Consider the following 19,866-nt stretch of genomic DNA (forward strand, 5'->3'; position numbering starts at 1 on the left):
GCGCGGCGGTCGGGGGCGCTCAGCCGCGCGGACGACGGGGGGATGCCGCGGCCCGTCGCGGCGCGCGCGGGGGCGCCTCGCTCACCGCGCGGCGGTCGGGCAGCGTCCGCGCGCACGACAGCAGCACGCCGCACCCGATCAACACCGACAGCAACGACGTACCTCCCTGCGACATGAACGGCAGCGGCACGCCCAGCACGGGGAAGACGCGGAGCACGACCGCGACGTTGATCATGGCCTGGCCGACGATCCAGATGGTGATGCCACCCGCGACGATGCGCACGAAGGGGTCGTCGGTGCGGCGGATGATGTGGAAGGCGCCGACGGCGAACAGGCCGAACAGCAGGAGGACCACGATGCAGCCGATGAGCCCGAGCTCCTCACCCACGATGGCGAAGATGTAGTCGTTCGCCGCGGCGGGGAGCCAGTCGTACTTCTCGGCGGAGTTGCCCAGACCCACACCGAAGATGCCGCCCGCGGCGAGCCCCCAGATGCCGTGCAGCGGCTGATAGCAGTCGCCGAGGTAGTTGGCGATGCAGTCCTGGTCGAGGAAGCTCATGATGCGGCGCATGCGGTCTGCGCTCGTGACGGCGAAGAGGGCGATGGCGCCGACGGCCGCGAGGGCGGGGAGGACAAAGATGCGCAGCTTCACGCCCGAGAAGAACAGGGCGCCGAGCAGGACGAGCACGAGGATCATCGTCGTGCCCAGATCCTTGCCGCCCATGACCGTGGCGACGACGAGGGCGAAGACCGGAACGATCGGGATGAACACGTGCCGCCAGTCGCCCAGCAGCGTTTGCTTGCGATACAGGACGTAACCGAGCCAGAGCGCCAGGGCGAGCTTGAGGAACTCCGCCGGTTGAGCTTGGATGCCCGCGAGGTTGATCCAGTTGCGGTTACCGTTCGCCGAGATGCCCAACGGCGTGAACACGAGGAGTTGGAACAGGGTCGCGAAGATCAGCGCCGGCCAGGCCATGCGCTTCCAGAACCGCAGGGGCGCCCGGCTCAGGACGAACATCAGCGGGATGCCGATGACGGCGAACACGCCCTGCTTGAGCACGTGATCGAAGGGGTTCTGCGCGCCATCGAGGGCCGAGGTCGCCGAGAGCACCATGACCAGACCGAAACCGGTCAGCAGGAGTGCCGCGGACGTGATGAGCAGGAACTCGCTCGGCACGGGGCGGAACGCCCGACCGAGCGAGACGCGGGCCGCGAGGCCGGCACGCTCGGGTTCGTCGGGTGTCTGCCGCGGAGGAGGCGCCGTCGTGGTCACGCGAGTCCCCTCAGTCGTGCGGTCGAGAATCTCCGTCGTGGCCCGCGATCCACTCCCGCACCGCCTCGGCGAAGCGGTCGCCGCGGTCGGAGTAGGACGCGAACTGATCGAACGAGGCCGCCGCGGGAGCCAGAAGAACGGTGTCTCCATCCCGGGCCACACCCGCCGCCAGCTCGACGACCTGGGCCATGACGTCTTCAGTCTCGGCGTGGTCGACCTCGAACAGCGGCACCGCCGGGGCGTGTCGCTGGAACGCGGTCACGATCTCGTCGCGCTCGGTGCCGATCACGATGACCGCGCGCACCGACGCGCCGCGGGCTCGGACGAGGTCGCCGAGGTCGACACCCTTGAGCAGTCCCCCGACCACCCACACGGCGCCGGGATAGGCCGCGAGCGACGAGGCGGCCGCGTGAGGGTTGGTCGCCTTGGAGTCGTCGACCCAGGTGACGCCGAGGTGGGCGCCGACGACCTGGATGCGGTGCGGGTCCAGACGGAAGCGCTCGAGCGTGTCGTGGATGTGCGCGGGTGTCGCGCCGAGGGAACGGGCGAGGGCCGACGCGGCGAGGATGTTCGCGACCATGTGGGGAGCGGCGAGTCCCCGCTGGGCGAGGTCGGTCACCGTCGTCAGCTCGAGGGCCGAGGTGGCCCTCTCCTCGAGGAACGCGCGATCGACGAGGATGCCATCGACCACGCCGAGGTCGCTGGGACCCGGGACGCCGAGGTCGAAGCCGATGGCGCGGGCGCCCTCGATCACCTCGGCGTCTTCGACCATCTCGCGGGTCGCGATGTCGGCCTTGTTGTAGACGCAGGCCACCCGCGTGCGGGTGTACACGCCGGCCTTCGCCGCGCGATACGCGTCGGCGCCGCCGTGCCACTCGAGATGGTCGTCCGCGAGGTTCAGGCACACCGCGGAATGCGGTGACAGGGCGTCGGGCCCGCTCTGGAGGTTCAGATACCAGAGCTGGTGGCTGGACAGCTCGACGACAAAGACGTCGAAGCCCCCCGGATCGCGCACCGCGTCGAGCACCGGCGTTCCGATATTGCCGACGGGTACCGCCCGCTGACCCGCCGTCATGAGCATCTCTGCCGTGAGACGCGTGGTCGTGGTCTTGCCGTTCGTGCCGGTGATGAGCACCCAGTCGGCGGGGCGCCCATCGGGCCGCACGACCTTGTCGCGCACGCGCCACGCGAGTTCGACATCGCCCCACAGTGCGATGCCCCGCTCCCGCGTCCACGTGATCACGGGGTGGTGCGGAGGGAAGCCCGGGGATGCCACGACCACCTCGGGTGCGAAGTCGGCCATCTCGGCGGGCACGGTCTCGAGCGGACCCTCGTGCAGGCTCACGCCCAGCACGGGGAGGAGGCGGGAGTACTCGGCATCCGCCCGCTCCGTCACCACGAGCACCTCGGCGCCGAGCTCGGCGAGGGTGTCGGCGACGGAGAACCCGGTCACCGACAGGCCGAGGACGACGACGCGCAGCCCCTTCCAGTCGGCGTGCCAGCTGGTGAGGGTGGAGAGGTCGGTCATACGCGTGAGAGCCATTCGACGTAGAAGAATCCGATGCCCGAGACGGCGAGGAGGCCGGCGATGATCCACATGCGCACGACGATCGTGACTTCGGGCCATCCGCGCATCTCGAGATGATGGTGCAGGGGACTCATGAGGAAGAGGCGCTTGCCCCGGGTGATCTTGAAGTAGGCCCGCTGGAGGATGACCGAGCCCGAAGCGATGACGTAGACGCCCGCGATGAGGATGAGCAGGAGTTCGGTGCGGGTGAAGATCGCCATCGCGGCGATCACGCCGCCGATCGCCATCGAACCGCAGTCGCCCATGAAGACCTTCGCCTTGGGTGCGTTCCACCAGAGGAATCCGACGAGGGCTCCCACGAACGAGGCACCGACGATCGCGAGATCGAAGGGGTCGCGCACGGCGTAGCACCCGGCTTGCACGGTGGGGTCGAGCACGTCGGCGCAGACCTGCTTGTTCTGCCAGAACGCCATGAGGCTGTAGGCGCCGACGACGAAGATGCCCGAGCCCGCCGCGAGGCCGTCGAGGCCGTCGGCGACGTTGACCGAGTTGGACGTCGCGGTCCCGATCAGCGAGATCCACGCGAGGTAGAGCAGCCAGCCGAGGATCGGCCCGAGGGCGAAGAACGACAGCAGCTGGATGTCGCGGAACACCGAGACGTACCCCGAGGCGGCGGTCTGTCCGACGGTGTTCGGGAAGTTCAACGCGATGATCGCGAAGGGCACCGCGACGATGACCTGACCGGCGATCTTGCGCCAGCCCGAGAGCCCCAGACTGCGCTGCTGGCGGATCTTCATGTAGTCGTCGATGAAACCGACCACGCCGAAGCCGAGCATGAGCCACAGCACGAGCAGGCCCGAGACCGTGGGCGGGTTGTTGCCGGCGTACGAGCCGATGAAGTACCCAACCATCGTGCCGAGGATGAAGATCGTTCCGCCCATGGTGGGCGTGCCGCGCTTGGCCCCGTGCGAGGGGTTGTGCACGTTCTCGGGGGTGCGGATGACCTGACCCCAGCCCCACTTGCGGAACCACCGGAGGAACACCGGGGTGAGGAAGAGCGTGAAGGCGAGCGAGATCGCAGCCGACGTCAGAAGTGATCTCACGCGAACAAGTCTCCCAGACGGTCGCCGAGGTGCCGGAGCCCCGCCGAGTTGGACGACTTCACCAGGACGCGATCGCCGTCGCGCAGTTCGGTCGAGAGGTAGTCGTAGGCGGCGTCGGCATCGGCGAAGAACACGGCCTCGCCGTCCCACGAGCCCTGGGCGATGGCCTCGAGATACATGCGGCGCGCCTCGGGGCCGATCACGACGATCCGCTGGATGCGCAGGCGCACGGCCAACAGCCCGACGCGATCGTGCTCTTCGTCGGCGTACTCCCCCAGCTCGCTCATCGCGCCGAGGACGGCAACCGTGCGCTCCTCGGGTCCGGTGATCTGGGCGAGGGTGCGCAGAGCTGCGGCCATGGAGTCGGGGCTGGCGTTGTACGCGTCGTTGATGATGCGCACGCGGTCGGAGCCGAGCGGCTGCATGCGCCAGCGCTCGGCGATCTCGACGGTCTCGAGACGCGCGATCGCATCGGCGGCGGCGACGCCGACCGCCGTGGCGGCGGCGAGGGCCGCGAGGGCGTTCATCACGTGATGCTCGCCGAGCACCCGCAGGGTGAGGGTGAAGGGCTCTCCGTTGACCAGCAGATCGGCGCGGGTTCCGGATGCCGACACCTCGACGTCGAGGGCGCGCACCTCGGCCCGCTCGCCTCGGCCGAACCACCGCACCTCCTGCCCGCGTTCGCGTGCGATGGGCTCCATCGCGGCGACGCGGGGGTCGTCGGCGTTGAGCACGGCGAGGCCGCCTTCGCGGGTGGCCTTCACCAGTTCGCTCTTGGCGTGGAAGGTGGACTCGATTCCGCCGAAGCCGCCGGCGTGCGCCATGCCGACCATCAGCACGACGCCGACGTCGGGTGTGACCAGACCCGCGAGGTGCGCGATGGCGCCCGGGGCGCTGGCTCCGAACTCGCTCACGAGGTAGCGGGTGTTCTCGGTGACGCGCAGCATCGTCAGCGGAGCGCCGACCTCGTTGTTGAACGAGGCGCGCGGCGCCACCGTCTCGCCCTCGTCCTCGAGGATGCGGGCGAGGAGGTTCTTCGTGGTCGTCTTCCCGTTGGATCCCGTGATGCCGACGATCTGGAGGGGGCCCGCGTCGCGCACCCGGGCCACCACGTCGCGGGCCAGGTCGCTGAGGGCGGCCACGGCATCCGGGACGACGATCTGGCTCACCGCGTCGTCGAGCTCGCGTTCGACGATCGCGAGGGCCGCGCCGCGCTCGACGGCGGTGCCGACGAAAAGGTGGCCGTCGGTGGTCTCGCCGGGCTTGGCGACGAAGATCCCACCGGGTCCGATGAGGCGCGAGTCGGTATCGACGAGACCCGATACGAGCGTGTCGGGGGTGTCGTCACCTCGGACGACGAGTCGGCCGCCGAGCACGTCGGCGAGGTGGGAGAGGCTGAGGGAGATCATTGCTGTGGGACGCCCTTTCCGGTCGCATTCGTTACCGAGACGAGACCGATACGGGCTCTTTCTCAGCCGAACTTGGGCAGTTCGGGGGTCGTGGTTCCGGACGGGATCACCCGGTAGGACTTGAGAACCTGGGTGAGGGCCTTCTGGAACGCGGGGGCGGTGGCCGCCGACGATTTTACCGTCCGCGGCTCGTCGAGGTTGACCGCGACCACGTACTGCGGGTCGTCGGCGGGGGCGAAACCGATCATCGTGGTGAAGTACGCGTCGGGCTTGTAGGCGCCCGTGTTCTCGTCGACCTTCTCACCGGTACCGGTCTTGATCGCGATGCGGTAGCCGGGGATCGCGATCTTCGACGCGAGCTCGCCCTGCGTGGCGACGTTCTCGAGCATGAGCGAGACCTCTTTCGCCGTGTCTGTCGAGATGACCTGCGTGCCCTCGGTCGAGGGGACGTCGGTGACGGTGCCGTCGGCCGCCGTGCAGCCCTCGACGATCGACAGCGGCTTCTTCACGCCGCCGTTGGCGATGGTCTGGTACGCCCCCACGAGCTGGGGCACGGTGACCGACAGACCCTGGCCGAACGCGGTATTGAAGAAGGTCTGCTTGTCCCAGTCCTGGACGGGGTGCAGGATGCCGCCCGACTCCCCCGGGAAGTCGATCGCGCTCGTCGTTCCCATGCCGAACTTCTGCAGGTAGTCGAAGCGCGTCTGGGCGGGGATCATCTGGGCGAACTTCGAGATACCCACGTTCGAGGAGTCGATCAGGACGCCCGTGGGGGTGTAGACGTTCGGGCCGTGCGAGAACGCGTCGGAAACGCGCGCGTCGCCGTCCAGCACCTCTCGACCCGAGGCCGTCACCGTGGTCTGCGGCGTGTACGAGCCGCTGTCCAGGCCGATCGCGGTCGTGAGCGCCTTGAAGGTCGAACCGGGCTCGAAAGGGCTCGAGAACGCGCGGCTGCCGCGATCTTCGGGCGCGGTGGCGGTGGGGTCGTTCGGGTCGACCGTCGGGTACTCCGCGAGTGCGCGGATCTTGCCCGTCTTCGCCTCGACCACGGTGATGGTGCCGCGCAGCGACCCGGTGTTCTGCACCTGTTCGGCGATGAGCTGCTGCAGGTACCACTGCAGGTCGCGGTCGATCGTGAGCTTGAGGGTGCCGCCGTCGACCGCGGGCTGCGTGACGACCTCGGTACCGGGGAGCACCACGCCGTCGCGGCTCTGCTGGAAGACGACCTTGCCGTTGGTCGAGGCCAGGCAGTCGTTGTCGGCCGCCTCGAGGCCGGCGAGGGCCTGACCGTCGCCGCCGACGAACCCGAGCAGGTTACCGGCGACCGCGCCGTCGGGGTACATGCGGCCCGCCTGAGGCGGGAAGCTGAGGAACGGCAGCCCCAGGGCCACGAGGGCTCGGTACTGCTCGGTCGAGACGTTCTTCGCGATCATCGCGTAGCGCGACTCGGGGTTGTCGGCCACGGCGTCCTGGACGATCTTCTGCACGTCCGCGGCGTTCTGACCGGTGACGCCGGCGATCTGAGCGGCCAGGTCGGGCCATGCCGTCGTGGTCTCGTCGCCGTCGTCGTCGCGGGTGGTCACGCCCTTCGCGGCGAGCATCGGGTCGATCTGCACGTCGTAGCGATTGACGCTGGTGGCCAGCGGCACCCCGTTGTCGTCGACGATCGATCCGCGCGAGGCGTACTCGATGCGGGAGTTCTGCAGACCCATCGAGAGCGAGTCGTCTACGTGGTCGCGGGCGTTCACGACCTGGATGTCGACCAGGCGGACGACGAAGGCGATGATCACGATCAGCACGACCGCGAGGGCGACGACGGTGCGACGCCGCGGGGAACGGGAGGTTGTCGTCGTCATGGCTCTCATCGTGTCGCGGGAGTCGGCAAACCGTCGCTGATCGGCGGGGGTGTCGCGGATGGGGTGGCCGGGGCGGCCTCGGTGGGCGCGGGCTGTCCGGGCGCCGCGGGGGCAGGGGTCGACGTACCGTTCTCGGTGGTGGACGCTGCCGGGTCGGTGACGAGCGGAACGCCCGAGATCAGCGCGTTGCCGACCGAGCCGCGGCCCTTGGCGTCGACCGAGGAGGCGGTGTCGGCCGGCTTGTCGGAACCGATCACGGCCCCGTCGCTCAGACGCAGGTAGGTCGGCGACTCGTCGATGACCATGCCGAGCGCTGCGGCGTTGGCCGCCAGGTACTGGGGCGAGCTGAGCCCCGCGCTCTCGTCGGAGAGGATCTGCTTCTGGTAGGTCAGATCACGCTGCTGCTGGGTGAGCGAGGAGATCTCGAAGGAGCTCTGAGTCGTCAGGATGCCGAGGCCCATCTGCACCAGCACGATCGCCAGCGCGCCGAGCACGGCGATGACGCCGAACACGCGCCGCGGGGCACGACGACGCGCGGTGGCGGGGACGACGGTGAGCCGGCGCTCGCGAACGGGCGTCGGGAAGTCGGGCAGGAAAACTGCATCGACGGCCTGGGGTGCGCTCATGCGTCCTCCCGGATTCTCTCGGCCGCGCGCAGACGCACGGGGGTGGCGCGGGGGTTGGCCGCGCGCTCTTCGTCGCTCGCGAGTTCGGCGCCGCGCACGAGGAGTCGGAACTTCGGGGCGTGCTCGGGAAGCTCCACGGGCAGTCCGCGCGGAGCGGTGGACGTGGACGCGTCAGCGAAGACGCGCTTGACCAAGCGGTCTTCGAGCGACTGGTACGACAGCACGACGATGCGCCCACCGACGCCGAGCACGCTCAGCGCCGCCGGGATCGTGCGCTCGAGCACCGACAGCTCGGCGTTGACCTCGATGCGCAGGGCCTGGAAGACGCGCTTGGCCGGGTGACGCTCGCGCAGCACGGCGGCGGGGGTTGCTGCCTGCAGAATGTCGACCAGCTGGCCGGAGCGTTCGAGGGGCGCTTCGGAGCGAGCGGCGATGATCGCGCGGGCATAGCGGCCGGCGAGCTTCTCTTCGCCGTAGCGCTCGAAGATGCGACGCAGGTCGCCCTCGCCGTAGGTCGCGAGAACCTCCGCGGCCGTGACGCCGGCGGTCTGGTCCATGCGCATGTCGAGCGGCGCGTCCTGCGCGTAGGCGAAGCCGCGGTCGGCGACGTCGAGCTGCAGAGACGAGACACCGAGGTCGAAGAGGATCCCGTCGACCTTGTCGACTCCGGCTGACGCCACGGCCTCGACGATCCCGTCGTACACGGTGTGCACGAGGGTGACGCGGTCGCCGAAGCGCTGGAGGCGCTCGCCCGCGATACGCAGGGCCTCGGTGTCGCGATCGAGGCCGATGAGGCGGGCTTCGGGGAACCGCTCGAGAAACGCCTCCGAGTGGCCGCCCATGCCGAGCGTGCCATCGACGAACACGGAGCCGGGCTTCTGCAGGGCAGGACCCAACAGCTCGGCGCAGCGCTCGAGCAGGACGGGGGTGTGGATGTCGCGGATATCCATGATGTCTCGGGCCGAACCTTCGGACTCTGATCCCCATCCGCATCGACCTGGCGCCGGGGAAGTGCGTCAGGGCGAGCGGCTGGGCATCACAGCCGAAGGGTCAGAAAAGTCCCGGGATCACCTCCTGCTCCATCTCGGCGTACGTCTCTTCGTTGCTCTCCGCGTAGGAGTTCCATGCCTCGGCATCCCAGATCTCGGCGTGCGCTCCGACACCGGTGACGACGAGTTCGCGCCCGAGCCCCGCGTAGGTACGCAACGCGGGCGGGACGGTGATGCGGTTCTGACTGTCGGGCTTCTCGGCACTGGCCCCCGAGAGGAACATGCGCAGGAAGTCGCGGGCCTGCTTGTTGCTGAGCGGGGCCTCGCGGATCCGCTCGTGAACGCGCTCGAACTCCTCGGTACTGAACACGTAGAGGCAGCGGTCCTGCCCGCGCGTGATCACCACTCCGGCGCCGAGATCGTCACGGAACTTCGCCGGCAGGATGACCCGACCCTTGTCGTCGAGCTTGGGTGTGTGCGTTCCGAGCAGCATTCGGGCGTCCACCCCCTTCGTCCGGCCTGCGAAGTTTCCCCCACTTTACTCCACCTTCCTCCACTTCGCTATCGAAATCGGGGGTCTTCTGCGGAAAACCACAGCCGTGTACTGTGTCCTTCCGTCGCGACACCCGGGAGCGCAACCCGCAGAATCCCGCGGCCGATGACGGCAGATCACCCCGGGTGCACGTCGAGGTGGAGGAAAAAGGAGCGCCCGAGGTCGGATGCGTGCCGTTTCCGCCGCACTCCCCGCTCCCGAGGTGCACGGGGTTCCCGGGCGCACGAAAAAGCACCGGCTCCGAAGAGCCGGTGCTGAGATGAGGGGGGCCGGAGGCTTAGGGCCCGTCGTGGCGGCGATCCCAGCGTTCGTTCATGCGATCCATGAACGACGAGCCGGAGGCGCGCGCGGGGCGGGGTTTGGCGACGGAGGGCGATGCCTGCGCGGCGCCGCGCGTCGGGGTGACGGCGAACACGACGCCCCCCACCATCAGGAGGAAGCCGAGGACGCCGACGGCGATGCCGACGAAGCCCGTGGTGAATCCGATCGACACACCCGCGACGAGCGCACCGAGACCCGCGAGGACGAGGATCGAGCCGAGGACGATGTTGCGGTAGCTGAGGGCGCGACTGGGGGCGGAGACGACATCGGTGTCGTTGCTCATGAGATGGCGCTCCATCTCGTCCAGCAGACGCTGCTCCTGCTCTGACAGTGGCATGCATCCCCCTCTGTTGTTCGTTGCCGGCGATTCTACGCGCCACGTAGATCACTAGGCTAGGCCCGTGGCGACCTCCTCGGAACCGATCGAAGCTGTTTCCCAGCGACTCGACAAGTTCCTCTCCGAACAGCTATCGTACGCCTCCGCCCTGGGCCCGGAGGCCGAGTCGTTCACCCGGTCCGGAGCGTCCGCCCTCCAGGGCGGCAAGCGCCTGCGAGCCCGTTTCTGCCTCGCCGGCTGGCGTGCCGTCCGCGCTCTCGACGCGCCGGCCTCTCCCCCGTTCGACGAACCCGCTCTGGCCGTGGCCACCTCGCTCGAGATCTTCCATGCGGCGGCCCTCGTCCACGACGACCTCGTCGACAACAGCGACACGCGCCGAGGTCAGCCAGCGGCGCACCGCGCTCTGCAGAAAGCGCATCAGGACGCCGACTGGGCGGGTGATCCCGACGCGTTCGGCCGGTCGGGGGCCATCCTGCTCGGAGACCTCCTCGTCGCCTGGAGCGACGACCTGCTCGAAGCGGGCCTCGAGAGCCACCCCCACGCCGCCTCGACCCGCCGCGCCTACGCGCGGATGCGCCGCGACGTGACCGTCGGGCAGTTCCTCGACGTCGCCGAGGAGTCCGCGTACGCCGTCTACCCCGACGAGAGCCACGCGGAGCGAGCTCTGCGCATCGCGTCGTACAAGTCGGCGCGGTACAGCATCCAGCAGCCCCTGCAGATCGGGGCGGCTCTCGCCGGTGCCGATGAGGCGCAGCTCGACTCCCTCGGTCGGTTCGGTCACGACGTCGGCATGGCCTTCCAGCTGCGCGACGACGTGCTCGGCGTCTTCGGCGACAGCGTCGTCACCGGAAAACCGGTCGGGGACGACCTGCGCGAGGGCAAGCGCACGGTCCTCGTGGCCTACGCCCGCGAGATCCTCTCGGCCGACGATCGTGCGCGTTTCGACACACTTCTGGGCGATCCGGATCTCGACGCGGCGCAGATCGCGGCACTCCAGCGCACGATCGCCGACACCGGTGCGCTCGAGCGGACGGAGGGCCTGATCGCCGACTACGCGAGGCAGGCCGATCTTGCGCTCGACGCCGCGCGGGTCGACACCGCGGCTCTCGAAGACCTCCGCGCTCTTGCGCGCGCGGCCACCGAGCGGGCCGCCTGACGCCGAAACGGCTCAGGCGAGAGTCGCCGCGACTCGGCGAACCTCGCTCTTGCGCCCGGCGAGCAGAGCCTCGATCGGCGCCATGCCGATGGTCTCTTCCGGGCTGAGGAGCCAATCGATTGTCTCGTCGGGGTCGAACCCGGCGTCGTGCAGAACGATGATCGTGCCGCGCAACGACGCCAACGGGCGCCCGTCGACGATGAAGACCGCGGGCACCTTGAACACGCCCTCGCGGCGCGAACCGACGAGGTAGTGCTCGTCGAAGAGGCGGCGGACGCGTCCGAGCGACTCGTCGAGCAACTCGACCAGGTCGGGGATGGTCAGCCACGCTGTCTCGTACCGGGAAGTCTCGCTCACTCCCCCATCCTCTCATTTCCGCCGCACCGGACCGCTCCCGAGGACGCCTGTGCGGTGAGTCCCATGCGTCACAGGGGCCACTTCCGTTGACATCCGCCCCCGGGCATGCCACGGTTGCGGGCAGTCGAACGAACGGAATCCCCCCACCATGCGACGACTCACGCTGTCCCCCCTGCCCTCGCGACGCCGCGCGGTCGCCATCTGGCCGGCCGCCGTGGCCGGCACGATCGCTCTGACCCTCACCGCGGAGCACTCCGCCCACGCCGCTCCCCCCGAACCGGCACTGACCGTCCTGCCGCCCGCCCCCCGCGGTCTCGGGATGCCGGCTCTCACCGCTCTCGCCGCCCCGACCACCTACACGGTGTCCGCGGGCGACACGGTGTGGGGCATCGCCCGCGCGCACGGCCTCGATACCGCCGCGGTCCTCACGGCCAACGGCTTGACGCCCGGCAGCGTCATCCGCCCGGGTCAGGTGCTCGCGCTCACGCCCGCGGCGTCGCCCGCTCCGACCACCCCCACGACGCCGGAGGCCGCGCCTCGATCGCACGAGGTCCGCCCGGGCGACACCGTCTCGGCGATCGCTCGCGCCAACGGCGTCTCGGTCGACGCCATCCTCGGCGCGAACGGGCTCACGCGTGCCTCGATCATCTACCCCGGCGACGTGTTGCAGATTCCCTTGGGAACCCCCGCGCCGGCCCCTGCCCCGGCCGCCGTCGCTCCCGCCACCGCACCCGGGCTGGACGCCGAACAGAGCGAGAACGCTCGTCTGATCATCCGCATCGGGCGCGAACTCGGCGTCTCGGACCGCGGCATCGTCATCGCCCTCGGCACCGCGATGCAGGAATCGTGGCTGCGCAACCTCGACTGGGGCGACCGCGATTCGCTCGGCCTTTTCCAGCAGCGACCCAGCACCGGCTGGGGTACGCCGGACCAGATCCTCGACCGGGACCGCTCGACCCGCGTGTTCTTCGGCGGAGCAGGCGATCCCAACGGCGCCGCCACCCGCGGGCTGCTCGATATCCCCGGATGGGAGCAACTGCCCTACGCCGACGCCGCGCAGGCCGTACAGATCTCGGCCTACCCGGACCGCTACGCCCAATGGGAGCAACCCGCGACCGTCTGGCTCTCCGTTCTCGGCTGAGCTTCTCGACCGAGGTGAAGGCGAGCCGCTCCCCGGGCTCACAGGGGGCGCTCCGTAGACTCGACGTGTGAGCACGAGTCAGCAGGCAGACCCGCTGATCGGCCGTCTCGTCGACGGCCGGTACCGGGTGCGCGCGCGCATCGCGCGCGGCGGCATGGCGACCGTGTACGTCGCGACCGACCTGCGCCTCGAGCGCCGCGTCGCCCTGAAGGTCATGCACGGCCACCTCAGCGACGACACCGTGTTCCAGAGCCGCTTCATCCAGGAAGCCCGCTCGGCCGCCCGACTGAGCGACCCGCACGTCGTCAACGTCTTCGACCAGGGTCAGGACGGCGAGATGGCCTACCTGGTGATGGAATACCTGCCCGGCATCACCCTGCGCGAACTGCTCCGCGAGCACCGGCGCCTCACGGTCGATCAGACTCTCACGATCATGGATGCCATCCTCTCGGGGCTCGCGGCCGCGCACCGGGCCGGGATCGTCCATCGCGACGTCAAGCCCGAGAACGTCCTGCTCGCCGAGGACGGCCGCATCAAGATCGGCGACTTCGGCCTCGCCCGCGCGACCACCGCGAACACCGCGAGCGGCGCTCAGCTCATGGGCACCATCGCCTACCTCGCACCCGAGCTCGTCACGCGCGGCACGGCCGACGCCCGCAGCGACATCTACTCGCTCGGCATCATGCTCTACGAGATGCTCGTCGGCGAGCAGCCCTACAAGGGCGAGCAGCCGATGCAGATCGCCTACCAGCACGCCACCGACTCGGTGCCCCGCCCGAGCGCCAAGAATCCCGGGGTGCCCGAGCAACTCGACGAGCTCGTCCTGTGGTCGACCGAGCGGGAGCCGGGCGATCGCCCCCTCGACGCGGGTGCGATGCTCGAGCGCCTGCGCGCGATCGAGAAGGAGCTCGGCCTCGCCCCCCAGGTGGCCCGCGCCGTCGCGGTGGGCACCACGAGCCCCCCGAACGCGGCGGAGTCGCGCGAGCTGACCAAGGTGCTGCCGCAGACGGCGTCCCTCCCCTCCGCCACCATCGACGAGCCCGACAACGCCGCACGCCTGCGCACGCGCACCCGTCGGCGCACGACGCGGGGCGCGTGGATCCTCGTGCTCGTGCTGCTCCTCGCCGGGGGCGCCGGATTCACCGGTTGGTACTTCGGCTCGGGACCGGGCTCGCTCGTCGCGGTCCCCGACATCTCGGGCCGGAGCTTCGCCGACGCCGAGGCCCTGCTCACCGAGCAGCAGTTGCGGGCGCAGGCGCAGGAGGTCACCGATCGAGAGATCCCCTCGGGGACCACGGTCGGGTCCGACCCCGCCCCGGGCGAGCGGCTCGACAAAGAGACGGTCGTCACGGTCTTCGTCTCGATCGGGCCGGCGACCCATCAGATACCGGCCCTCGCCGGCAAGAGCGCCGACGAGGTGCGCGCCATCCTCGAACAGGCCTTCGTGGGTGTCGCGGGCGACCCCGAGCGTCAGTTCGCCGATCCGGCGAACGGCACGGTGCTCGGTGCCTCGGTCATTCCCCGCTCCGGCGGCGACTCGATCGACTGCACCGAGGGCTGCACCGTCTACGAAGGAGACGCGGCCACGCTCGTCGTCTCCCTCGGCCCCATCCCCGACGTCACCGGGGACTCGCGTTCGCAGGCTCAGCGAGCCCTCGACGGCGTCGGGCTGAAGTCCTCGGTGACCGAGGAGTACAGCAACTCCGTGGCATCCGGGAACGTCATCGCCATGGGCCAGCGCGACGGGGGCGGCAACTGGCGCCCCGGCGACACGGTTCCCCTGCGGGTGTCGATCGGTCCGAAGCCCGTCGAGATCCCGGGCAACGTGGTGGGAATGTCGATCCGGGATGCCGTGAAGACCCTCGAAGCACTCGGCTTCCAGGTCAACGCGGGCATCGACGACGGAACGCTCCCCCTCGGCTTCAAGTACTGGGACATCTATAAGGTGCGAGCGACGAACCCCAAGGCCGGAACGACCGCGCCGCAGGGTTCGACGATCACGCTGACGCCGACGCTGTAACGCTTCCCGGCGGTGCCCCTCCCGCGCCGCACGGCTTCGGACGACGTGTGTGACTCGACGCAGCGCACTCGTTCACGGCATCCGGAACGAGACGACGCCCCCGACCTCGGGGCCGGGGGCGTCGTCTCGTTCGGACGGGGGTCAGCGCTTCTCGAGCTCCTCGGCCACGAGGAACGCCAGCTCCAGGCTCTGACGATGGTTCAGACGCGGGTCGCACAGGCTCTCGTAGCGGGTCGCGAGGGTCGCCTCGTCGATCTGCTCCGAGCCGCCCAGGCACTCGGTGACGTCATCGCCGGTGAGCTCCACGTGGATGCCACCGGGGTGCGTACCCACCGAGCGGTGTGCCTCGAAGAACCCGCGCACCTCGTCGACCACGTCGTCGAAGCGACGCGTCTTGTAACCGGTGGGGGTGGTGATGCCGTTGCCGTGCATCGGGTCGGTGACCCAGAGCGGGGTCGCGCCCGAGTCGCGGACGGCTTCGAGCAGCGGCGGCAGGGCGTCGCGGATCTTGCCCGCACCCATGCGCGTGATGAAGGTGAGACGCCCGGGCTCGCGCTCGGGGTCGAGCTTGTCGATCAGCGCCAGCGCGGTTTCGGCCGTGGTGGTGGGGCCGAGCTTCACACCGATGGGGTTACGGATCTTCGAGAAGTAGTCGACGTGTGCGCCGTCGAGCTCGCGCGTGCGCTCACCGATCCACTGGAAGTGCGACGAGGTGTTGTAGGGCTGACCCGTGCGCGAGTCGATGCGCGTCATGGGACGCTCGTAGTCCATGAGCAGGCCCTCGTGCCCGGTGTAGAACTCGACGCGCGTGAGCTCGTCGAAGTCGGCCCCGGCGGCCTCCATGAACTTGATGGCCCGGTCGATCTCGGTCGCCATGCTCTCGTAGGCCTGGTTGGCCGGGGTACTGGCGAAGCCCTTGTTCCAGCTGTGCACCTCGCGCAGGTCGGCGAAGCCGCCCTGCGTGAACGCACGGATGAGGTTCAGGGTCGATGCGGCCGTGTGGTAGCCCTTGAGCAGGCGTGCGGGGTCGGCCTTACGCGACTCCTCGGTGAAGTCGTACCCGTTGACGATGTCGCCACGGTAGGCCGGGAGCGTCACATCGCCGCGCGTCTCGACGTCGCTCGAGCGCGGCTTGGCGAACTGGCCCGCCATGCGGCCCATCTTCACGACCGGCATCGAAGCGCCGTAGGTGAGGACGACGGCCATCTGGAGCACGGTCTTGATGCGGTTGCGGATCTGCTCGGCGGTCGCGCCCGCGAAGGTCTCGGCGCAGTCACCGCCCTGCAGGAGGAAGGCCTGGCCGGCGGCGGCACGCGCGAGGCGGTCGCGCAGGATGTCGACCTCGCCGGCGAACACCAGCGGCGGAAGGGTGGCGAGTTCTGCGGATGCCGCGGCCACAGCGGCCTCGTCATACCACTGCGGCTGCTGCTTGATGGGCAGGGTTCGCCAGTGGTCGAGGTCGTGGAGCTGCTGATTCACCCCTGAAGTCTAGTGGCGGGAGACCGGCGCCTTCGCCGCCTGTGACGCGGCGAGACGGTCCTTGACGGTCGAGGCGTAGACGTCTTCGTAGCGCTGCTCGCCGAGACGCTGCAGGGCCACCATGATCTCGTCGGTGACGGAGCGGAGAACGTAACGATCGCCTTCCATCCCTTCGAAACGCGAGAAATCGAGGGGCTCGCCGATCACGATGCCGACGCGCCCCACGCGGGGCAGACGCCGCCCGATGGGCATGACGGCGCCGGTGTCGACCATGACGACGGGGACGACCGGGACGTGCGCTTCGAGCGCCATCCGAGCGATGCCCGTGCGGCCGCGGTACAGGGTGCCGTCGGGGCTGCGCGTGCCCTCGGGATAGATGCCGAGCAGCTCGCCGCGCCCGAGCACGCCGAGGCCCGTGTTGAGCGAGGCCTCCGACGCCTTGCCCCCCGATCGGTCGATGGGCAGCTGGCCCGTCGCGGTGAAGAACATGCGGGTGGCCCACCCCTTGAGGCCCTTACCGGTGAAGTAGTCGCTCTTGGCGAGGAACGCCATGCGGCGGTCGATCATGAGCGGCAGGAAGATCGAGTCGGAGAACGACAGGTGGTTGCTCGCGAGGATCGCGGCCCCCTCGACGGGGATGTTGCGCCGGCCCACCATCCACGGACGGAACACGGCCTTGATCACCGGTCCGATCACCACGTACTTCATGAGCCAGTAGAACATCGTCAGCGCTCCTTCCCGGCGAGGTCCGCGACCCCGATGAGACCGGCATCGTTGCCCAGGCGTGCGATCGCGAACTCCGCGACCGGACGTTCACCGTACCCCGGGAGGGAGGTCTCGTACGCGAGCTTCACGGGCTCGAGCAGGTCGGCGCCCAGCTGCGCCACTCCCCCGCCGATCACGAAGACCTCGGGATCGAGAACGGCCTGGAAACCGCCGCACGCCTCGCCCAGGGCGGTGGCGACGCGACGGAGAGCCTCGACGGCCCCGGGATCTCCGGCCAGGACGAGGCGCGAGACGGCGGGCCCGGGGATCGCGCCCCGCTCTTCGCGAACGGCCGCGAGGGCCGCGCCGATGCCGCCCTCGTCGGCGATCGCGTTGGCCTCGCGCTGCAGCGCGCGCCCCGACGCGTACTGCTCGAGGCAGCCGTTCTGTCCGCATCCGCAGGGGTGGCCGCCACGCACGAACCGCATGTGACCGAGCTCGGCACCGATGCCGTGCCCGCCGCGGAAGAGTTCGCCGTCGGTGACGACGGCGCCGCCGACGCCGGTGCCCATCGTGAGCATGACCATGTCGCGCACGCCTCGGCCGGCGCCGAAGCGGTACTCCCCCCAGCCCGCCGCGTTCGCGTCGTTCTCGATCGTGACCGAGGCGTCGAGGCGCTGCTCGAGGCGCGCACGGAGGGGCTCGTCGCGCCAGTCGATGTTCGGTGCGTAGATCACGGTGCTGCGGTCGCGGCTGATGAAACCGGCCGCGGCCACGCCGATCGCGTGGATCTCGTGTGCCCGGCGCAGGTGATCGGCCATGTCGACCACGGCATCCACGAGAGCCGAGGGGTCGATGGGAGTGTCGACTCGAAGCTTCTCGACGATGGTGCCGTCTTCGTCGACGACGCCCCCCGCGATCTTCGTTCCCCCGATATCGATGCCGACGTTGCGCACCGCGCTCCCTTCCGGGCCCACCGTGCGGCTCGGCCCGGAGAAGTCTAGCCATGCCGTGCAACCGACGACGATGCGCTGCGCTCCCGGGGCAGAGCGCCTCGGTGCGGATAGACTCGTCCCACAGCTCGACGTTCTTCCGGTGCCAAAGGAGTTGCCGTGATCCAGTTCGATCAACCCGCCCTCATTCCCGCAGAACCCGACGCGAACGCGTCCGACCTGCTCGCCGACCGCGTCCGCGCCACCCCCGACCGACCGCTGTTCGCGGTTCCCGACCGAGACGGATGGCGCGATGTCACCGCCGTCGAATTCGAACGGCAGGTCATCGCCCTCGCGAAAGGCTTCGTCGCCGCCGGCATCCAGCCCGGCGAGAAGGTGGGGTTCATCGCCCGCACCACCTACGACTGGACCCTGGTCGACTTCGCGCTGTTCTACGCCGGCGCCATCATGGTCCCGGTCTACGAGACCAGCTCGCCGTCGCAGATCTCGTGGATCCTGTCGGACTCCGGCGCGATCGCCGTGGTCGTCGAGTCGACCGATCACGCCGAGCGTCTCGACGAGGTGCGCAGCGACCTTCCCCTCGTCCGCGACGTGTGGGCGATGCACTCGGGCGCTCTCGACGCGCTCGTCGCGGGCGGCACGCACATCACCGACGAAGAGATCGAGCGCCGCCGCCACCTGGCGAAGGCCTCCGATGTCGCGACTCTCATCTACACCTCGGGATCCACCGGTCGCCCGAAGGGCTGCGTGCTCGTCCACAGCAACTTCGTCGAGCTGGCGCGCAACTCCGCGAAGTCGCTGCACGAGGTCGTCGAGACCCCTGGCGCTTCGACCCTGCTGTTCATCACCACGGCGCACGTGTTCGCACGCTTTATCTCGCTGCTGAACGTGCACGCGGGCGTGAAGACGGGCCACCAGCCCGATACGAAGCAGCTGCTCCCGGCACTCGGCAGCTTCCGCCCCACCTTCCTGCTCGCGGTCCCCCGCGTGTTCGAGAAGGTCTACAACTCCGCCGAGCAGAAGGCCGAGGCGGGTGGCAAAGGCAAGATCTTCCGAGCCGCCGCCGACGCCGCGATCGAGCACTCCCAGCGCCTGCAGGAGGGGAAGCCGATCCCCCTGCTGCTCAAGATCAAGTTCGCGCTCTTCGACAAGCTGGTCTACTCCAAGCTCCGGGATGCCATGGGCGGCAACATCGTCTACGCGGTGTCGGGGTCGGCTCCTCTCGGTACTCGCCTGGGCCACTTCTTCCGCAGCCTCGGCGTCGTGATCCTCGAGGGCTACGGCCTCACCGAGACCACCGCACCGGCCACCGTGAACCTCGCCACCAAGTCGAAGATCGGCACCGTCGGTCCCGTGCTGCCGGGTGTCGGCATCCGTCTCGCCGATGACGGCGAGATCCAAGTGCGGGGCATCAACGTGTTCCGGGAGTACTGGCAGAACCCCGAGGCCACGGCCGAGGCCTTCGACGGAGAGTGGTTCAAAACGGGCGACATCGGCGCGTTCGACAGCGACGGTTTCCTCGCCATCACCGGACGGAAGAAAGAGATCATCGTCACCGCCGGCGGCAAGAACGTCGCTCCCGCGGCCCTCGAGGATCCGATCCGCGCCAATCCCATCGTCGGCCAGGTCGTCGTGGTGGGCGACCACAAGCCGTTCATCGCGGCGCTGGTCACGCTCGACACCGAGATGCTGCCGACGTGGCTGTCGAACAACGGCCTCCCCGCCGACATGCCGCTCACCGAGGCGGCCGAGAACGACAAGGTCCGCGCCGAGGTGCAGGGCGCGATCGACCGCGCCAACACGCGGGTCTCGCGCGCGGAGTCGATTCGCAAGTTCACGATCCTGCCGACCGAATGGACCGAGGCCAGCGGCCACCTCACCCCGAAGATGAGCATCAAGCGCAACGTCATCACGTCGGACTTCGCCGACGCGATCGAGGACATCTACGCGGTGCCGGTCAACACGACCAACGTGTCTCTTCCCTGACACGCGCGACGACGACGGCCCGGTTCCCTCGCGGGGCCGGGCCGTTTCGCGTCGCGAGAATAGGAGATGTCACG

Annotated in this window: 17 protein-coding genes; 4 read left to right on the forward strand and 13 right to left on the reverse strand. The window is 69.4% G+C overall.

What is annotated here, in order from left to right; genetic code table 11:
- Positions 1-19 precede the first annotated feature (19 nt).
- The 9 genes from ftsW to DEU35_RS00530 form a co-directional block, all read right to left on the reverse strand.
- On the reverse strand, positions 20-1,273 hold the full coding sequence (gene ftsW, locus DEU35_RS00490) for a putative lipid II flippase FtsW (protein ID WP_258027973.1): 1,254 nt from the start codon (positions 1,271-1,273) through the stop codon (positions 20-22).
- Between the two features lie 10 nt (positions 1,274-1,283).
- Complete coding sequence (murD, locus tag DEU35_RS00495; protein ID WP_396652075.1) at positions 1,284-2,816, reverse strand: UDP-N-acetylmuramoyl-L-alanine--D-glutamate ligase; 1,533 nt, start codon at positions 2,814-2,816, stop codon at positions 1,284-1,286.
- Positions 2,798-3,904: a phospho-N-acetylmuramoyl-pentapeptide-transferase gene (gene mraY / locus DEU35_RS00500; RefSeq protein WP_116238327.1), complete on the reverse strand. Its 1,107-nt coding sequence runs from the start codon at positions 3,902-3,904 to the stop codon at positions 2,798-2,800. Before mraY ends, murD begins: the two co-directional genes overlap by 19 nt.
- Positions 3,901-5,313 (reverse strand): UDP-N-acetylmuramoyl-tripeptide--D-alanyl-D-alanine ligase, encoded by a 1,413-nt coding sequence (gene murF / locus DEU35_RS00505; RefSeq protein ID WP_116238328.1) that lies wholly within the window; start codon positions 5,311-5,313, stop codon positions 3,901-3,903. Before murF ends, mraY begins: the two co-directional genes overlap by 4 nt.
- Positions 5,314-5,375: 62 nt before the next feature.
- A complete protein-coding gene (locus DEU35_RS00510; protein WP_103210670.1) occupies positions 5,376-7,169 on the reverse strand; it encodes a penicillin-binding protein 2 in 1,794 nt (597 codons plus the stop codon).
- Positions 7,170-7,174: 5 nt separating this feature from the next.
- A complete protein-coding gene (locus tag DEU35_RS00515; RefSeq protein ID WP_103210668.1) occupies positions 7,175-7,795 on the reverse strand; it encodes a hypothetical protein in 621 nt (206 codons plus the stop codon).
- The gene (gene rsmH, locus DEU35_RS00520) at positions 7,792-8,745 is read right to left on the reverse strand and encodes a 16S rRNA (cytosine(1402)-N(4))-methyltransferase RsmH (RefSeq protein WP_103210666.1); all 954 of its coding nucleotides are present in this window, start codon (positions 8,743-8,745) and stop codon (positions 7,792-7,794) included. The genes DEU35_RS00515 and rsmH overlap by 4 nt, the downstream gene beginning before the upstream one ends.
- Before the next feature lie 100 nt (positions 8,746-8,845).
- On the reverse strand, positions 8,846-9,277 hold the full coding sequence (mraZ, locus tag DEU35_RS00525) for a division/cell wall cluster transcriptional repressor MraZ (RefSeq protein WP_056227713.1): 432 nt from the start codon (positions 9,275-9,277) through the stop codon (positions 8,846-8,848).
- A 337-nt stretch (positions 9,278-9,614) separates the two neighbouring features.
- Positions 9,615-9,995, reverse strand: a complete 381-nt coding sequence (locus DEU35_RS00530; RefSeq protein ID WP_103210664.1) for a DUF3040 domain-containing protein — start codon at positions 9,993-9,995, stop codon at positions 9,615-9,617.
- A 64-nt stretch (positions 9,996-10,059) separates the two neighbouring features.
- Here DEU35_RS00530 and DEU35_RS00535 point away from each other — a divergent pair, with 64 nt between their 5' ends.
- Positions 10,060-11,151 (forward strand): polyprenyl synthetase family protein, encoded by a 1,092-nt coding sequence (locus DEU35_RS00535; RefSeq protein WP_116238329.1) that lies wholly within the window; start codon positions 10,060-10,062, stop codon positions 11,149-11,151.
- A gap of 12 nt (positions 11,152-11,163) precedes the next feature.
- Here DEU35_RS00535 and DEU35_RS00540 read toward each other — a convergent pair whose 3' ends face one another.
- Entirely contained in the window at positions 11,164-11,508 is a 345-nt protein-coding gene (locus DEU35_RS00540; protein WP_103210659.1) for an Rv2175c family DNA-binding protein, read from the reverse strand.
- A 148-nt stretch (positions 11,509-11,656) separates the two neighbouring features.
- Between DEU35_RS00540 and DEU35_RS00545 the strand changes: the two genes are divergently transcribed.
- On the forward strand, positions 11,657-12,649 hold the full coding sequence (locus DEU35_RS00545) for a LysM domain-containing protein (protein ID WP_116238330.1): 993 nt from the start codon (positions 11,657-11,659) through the stop codon (positions 12,647-12,649).
- Between the two features lie 67 nt (positions 12,650-12,716).
- The gene (gene pknB, locus DEU35_RS00550; RefSeq protein ID WP_116238331.1) at positions 12,717-14,669 is read left to right on the forward strand and encodes a Stk1 family PASTA domain-containing Ser/Thr kinase; all 1,953 of its coding nucleotides are present in this window, start codon (positions 12,717-12,719) and stop codon (positions 14,667-14,669) included.
- Positions 14,670-14,810: 141 nt separating this feature from the next.
- Here pknB and DEU35_RS00555 read toward each other — a convergent pair whose 3' ends face one another.
- Genes DEU35_RS00555 through DEU35_RS00565 form a run of 3 tightly spaced genes read right to left on the reverse strand, consistent with a single transcriptional unit; the run spans position 14,811 to position 17,809 of the window.
- Positions 14,811-16,148 carry a class II 3-deoxy-7-phosphoheptulonate synthase gene (locus DEU35_RS00555; RefSeq protein ID WP_103210653.1) on the reverse strand — a complete coding sequence of 446 codons (1,338 nt, stop codon included), beginning with the start codon at positions 16,146-16,148 and terminating at the stop codon, positions 14,811-14,813.
- 9 nt (positions 16,149-16,157) lie between these two features.
- Positions 16,158-16,871, reverse strand: a complete 714-nt coding sequence (locus DEU35_RS00560; protein ID WP_103210651.1) for a 1-acyl-sn-glycerol-3-phosphate acyltransferase — start codon at positions 16,869-16,871, stop codon at positions 16,158-16,160.
- A 2-nt stretch (positions 16,872-16,873) separates the two neighbouring features.
- Positions 16,874-17,809: an ROK family glucokinase gene (locus tag DEU35_RS00565; RefSeq protein WP_116238332.1), complete on the reverse strand. Its 936-nt coding sequence runs from the start codon at positions 17,807-17,809 to the stop codon at positions 16,874-16,876.
- Between the two features lie 156 nt (positions 17,810-17,965).
- On the opposite strand from DEU35_RS00565, the gene DEU35_RS00570 reads away from it, so the two are divergent.
- Positions 17,966-19,792 (forward strand): long-chain fatty acid--CoA ligase, encoded by a 1,827-nt coding sequence (locus DEU35_RS00570; protein WP_116238333.1) that lies wholly within the window; start codon positions 17,966-17,968, stop codon positions 19,790-19,792.
- Positions 19,793-19,866 lie beyond the last annotated feature (74 nt).

The organism is Microbacterium sp. AG157 (assembly GCF_003385695.1).
Classification (GTDB): Bacteria; Actinomycetota; Actinomycetes; order Actinomycetales; family Microbacteriaceae; genus Microbacterium; species Microbacterium testaceum.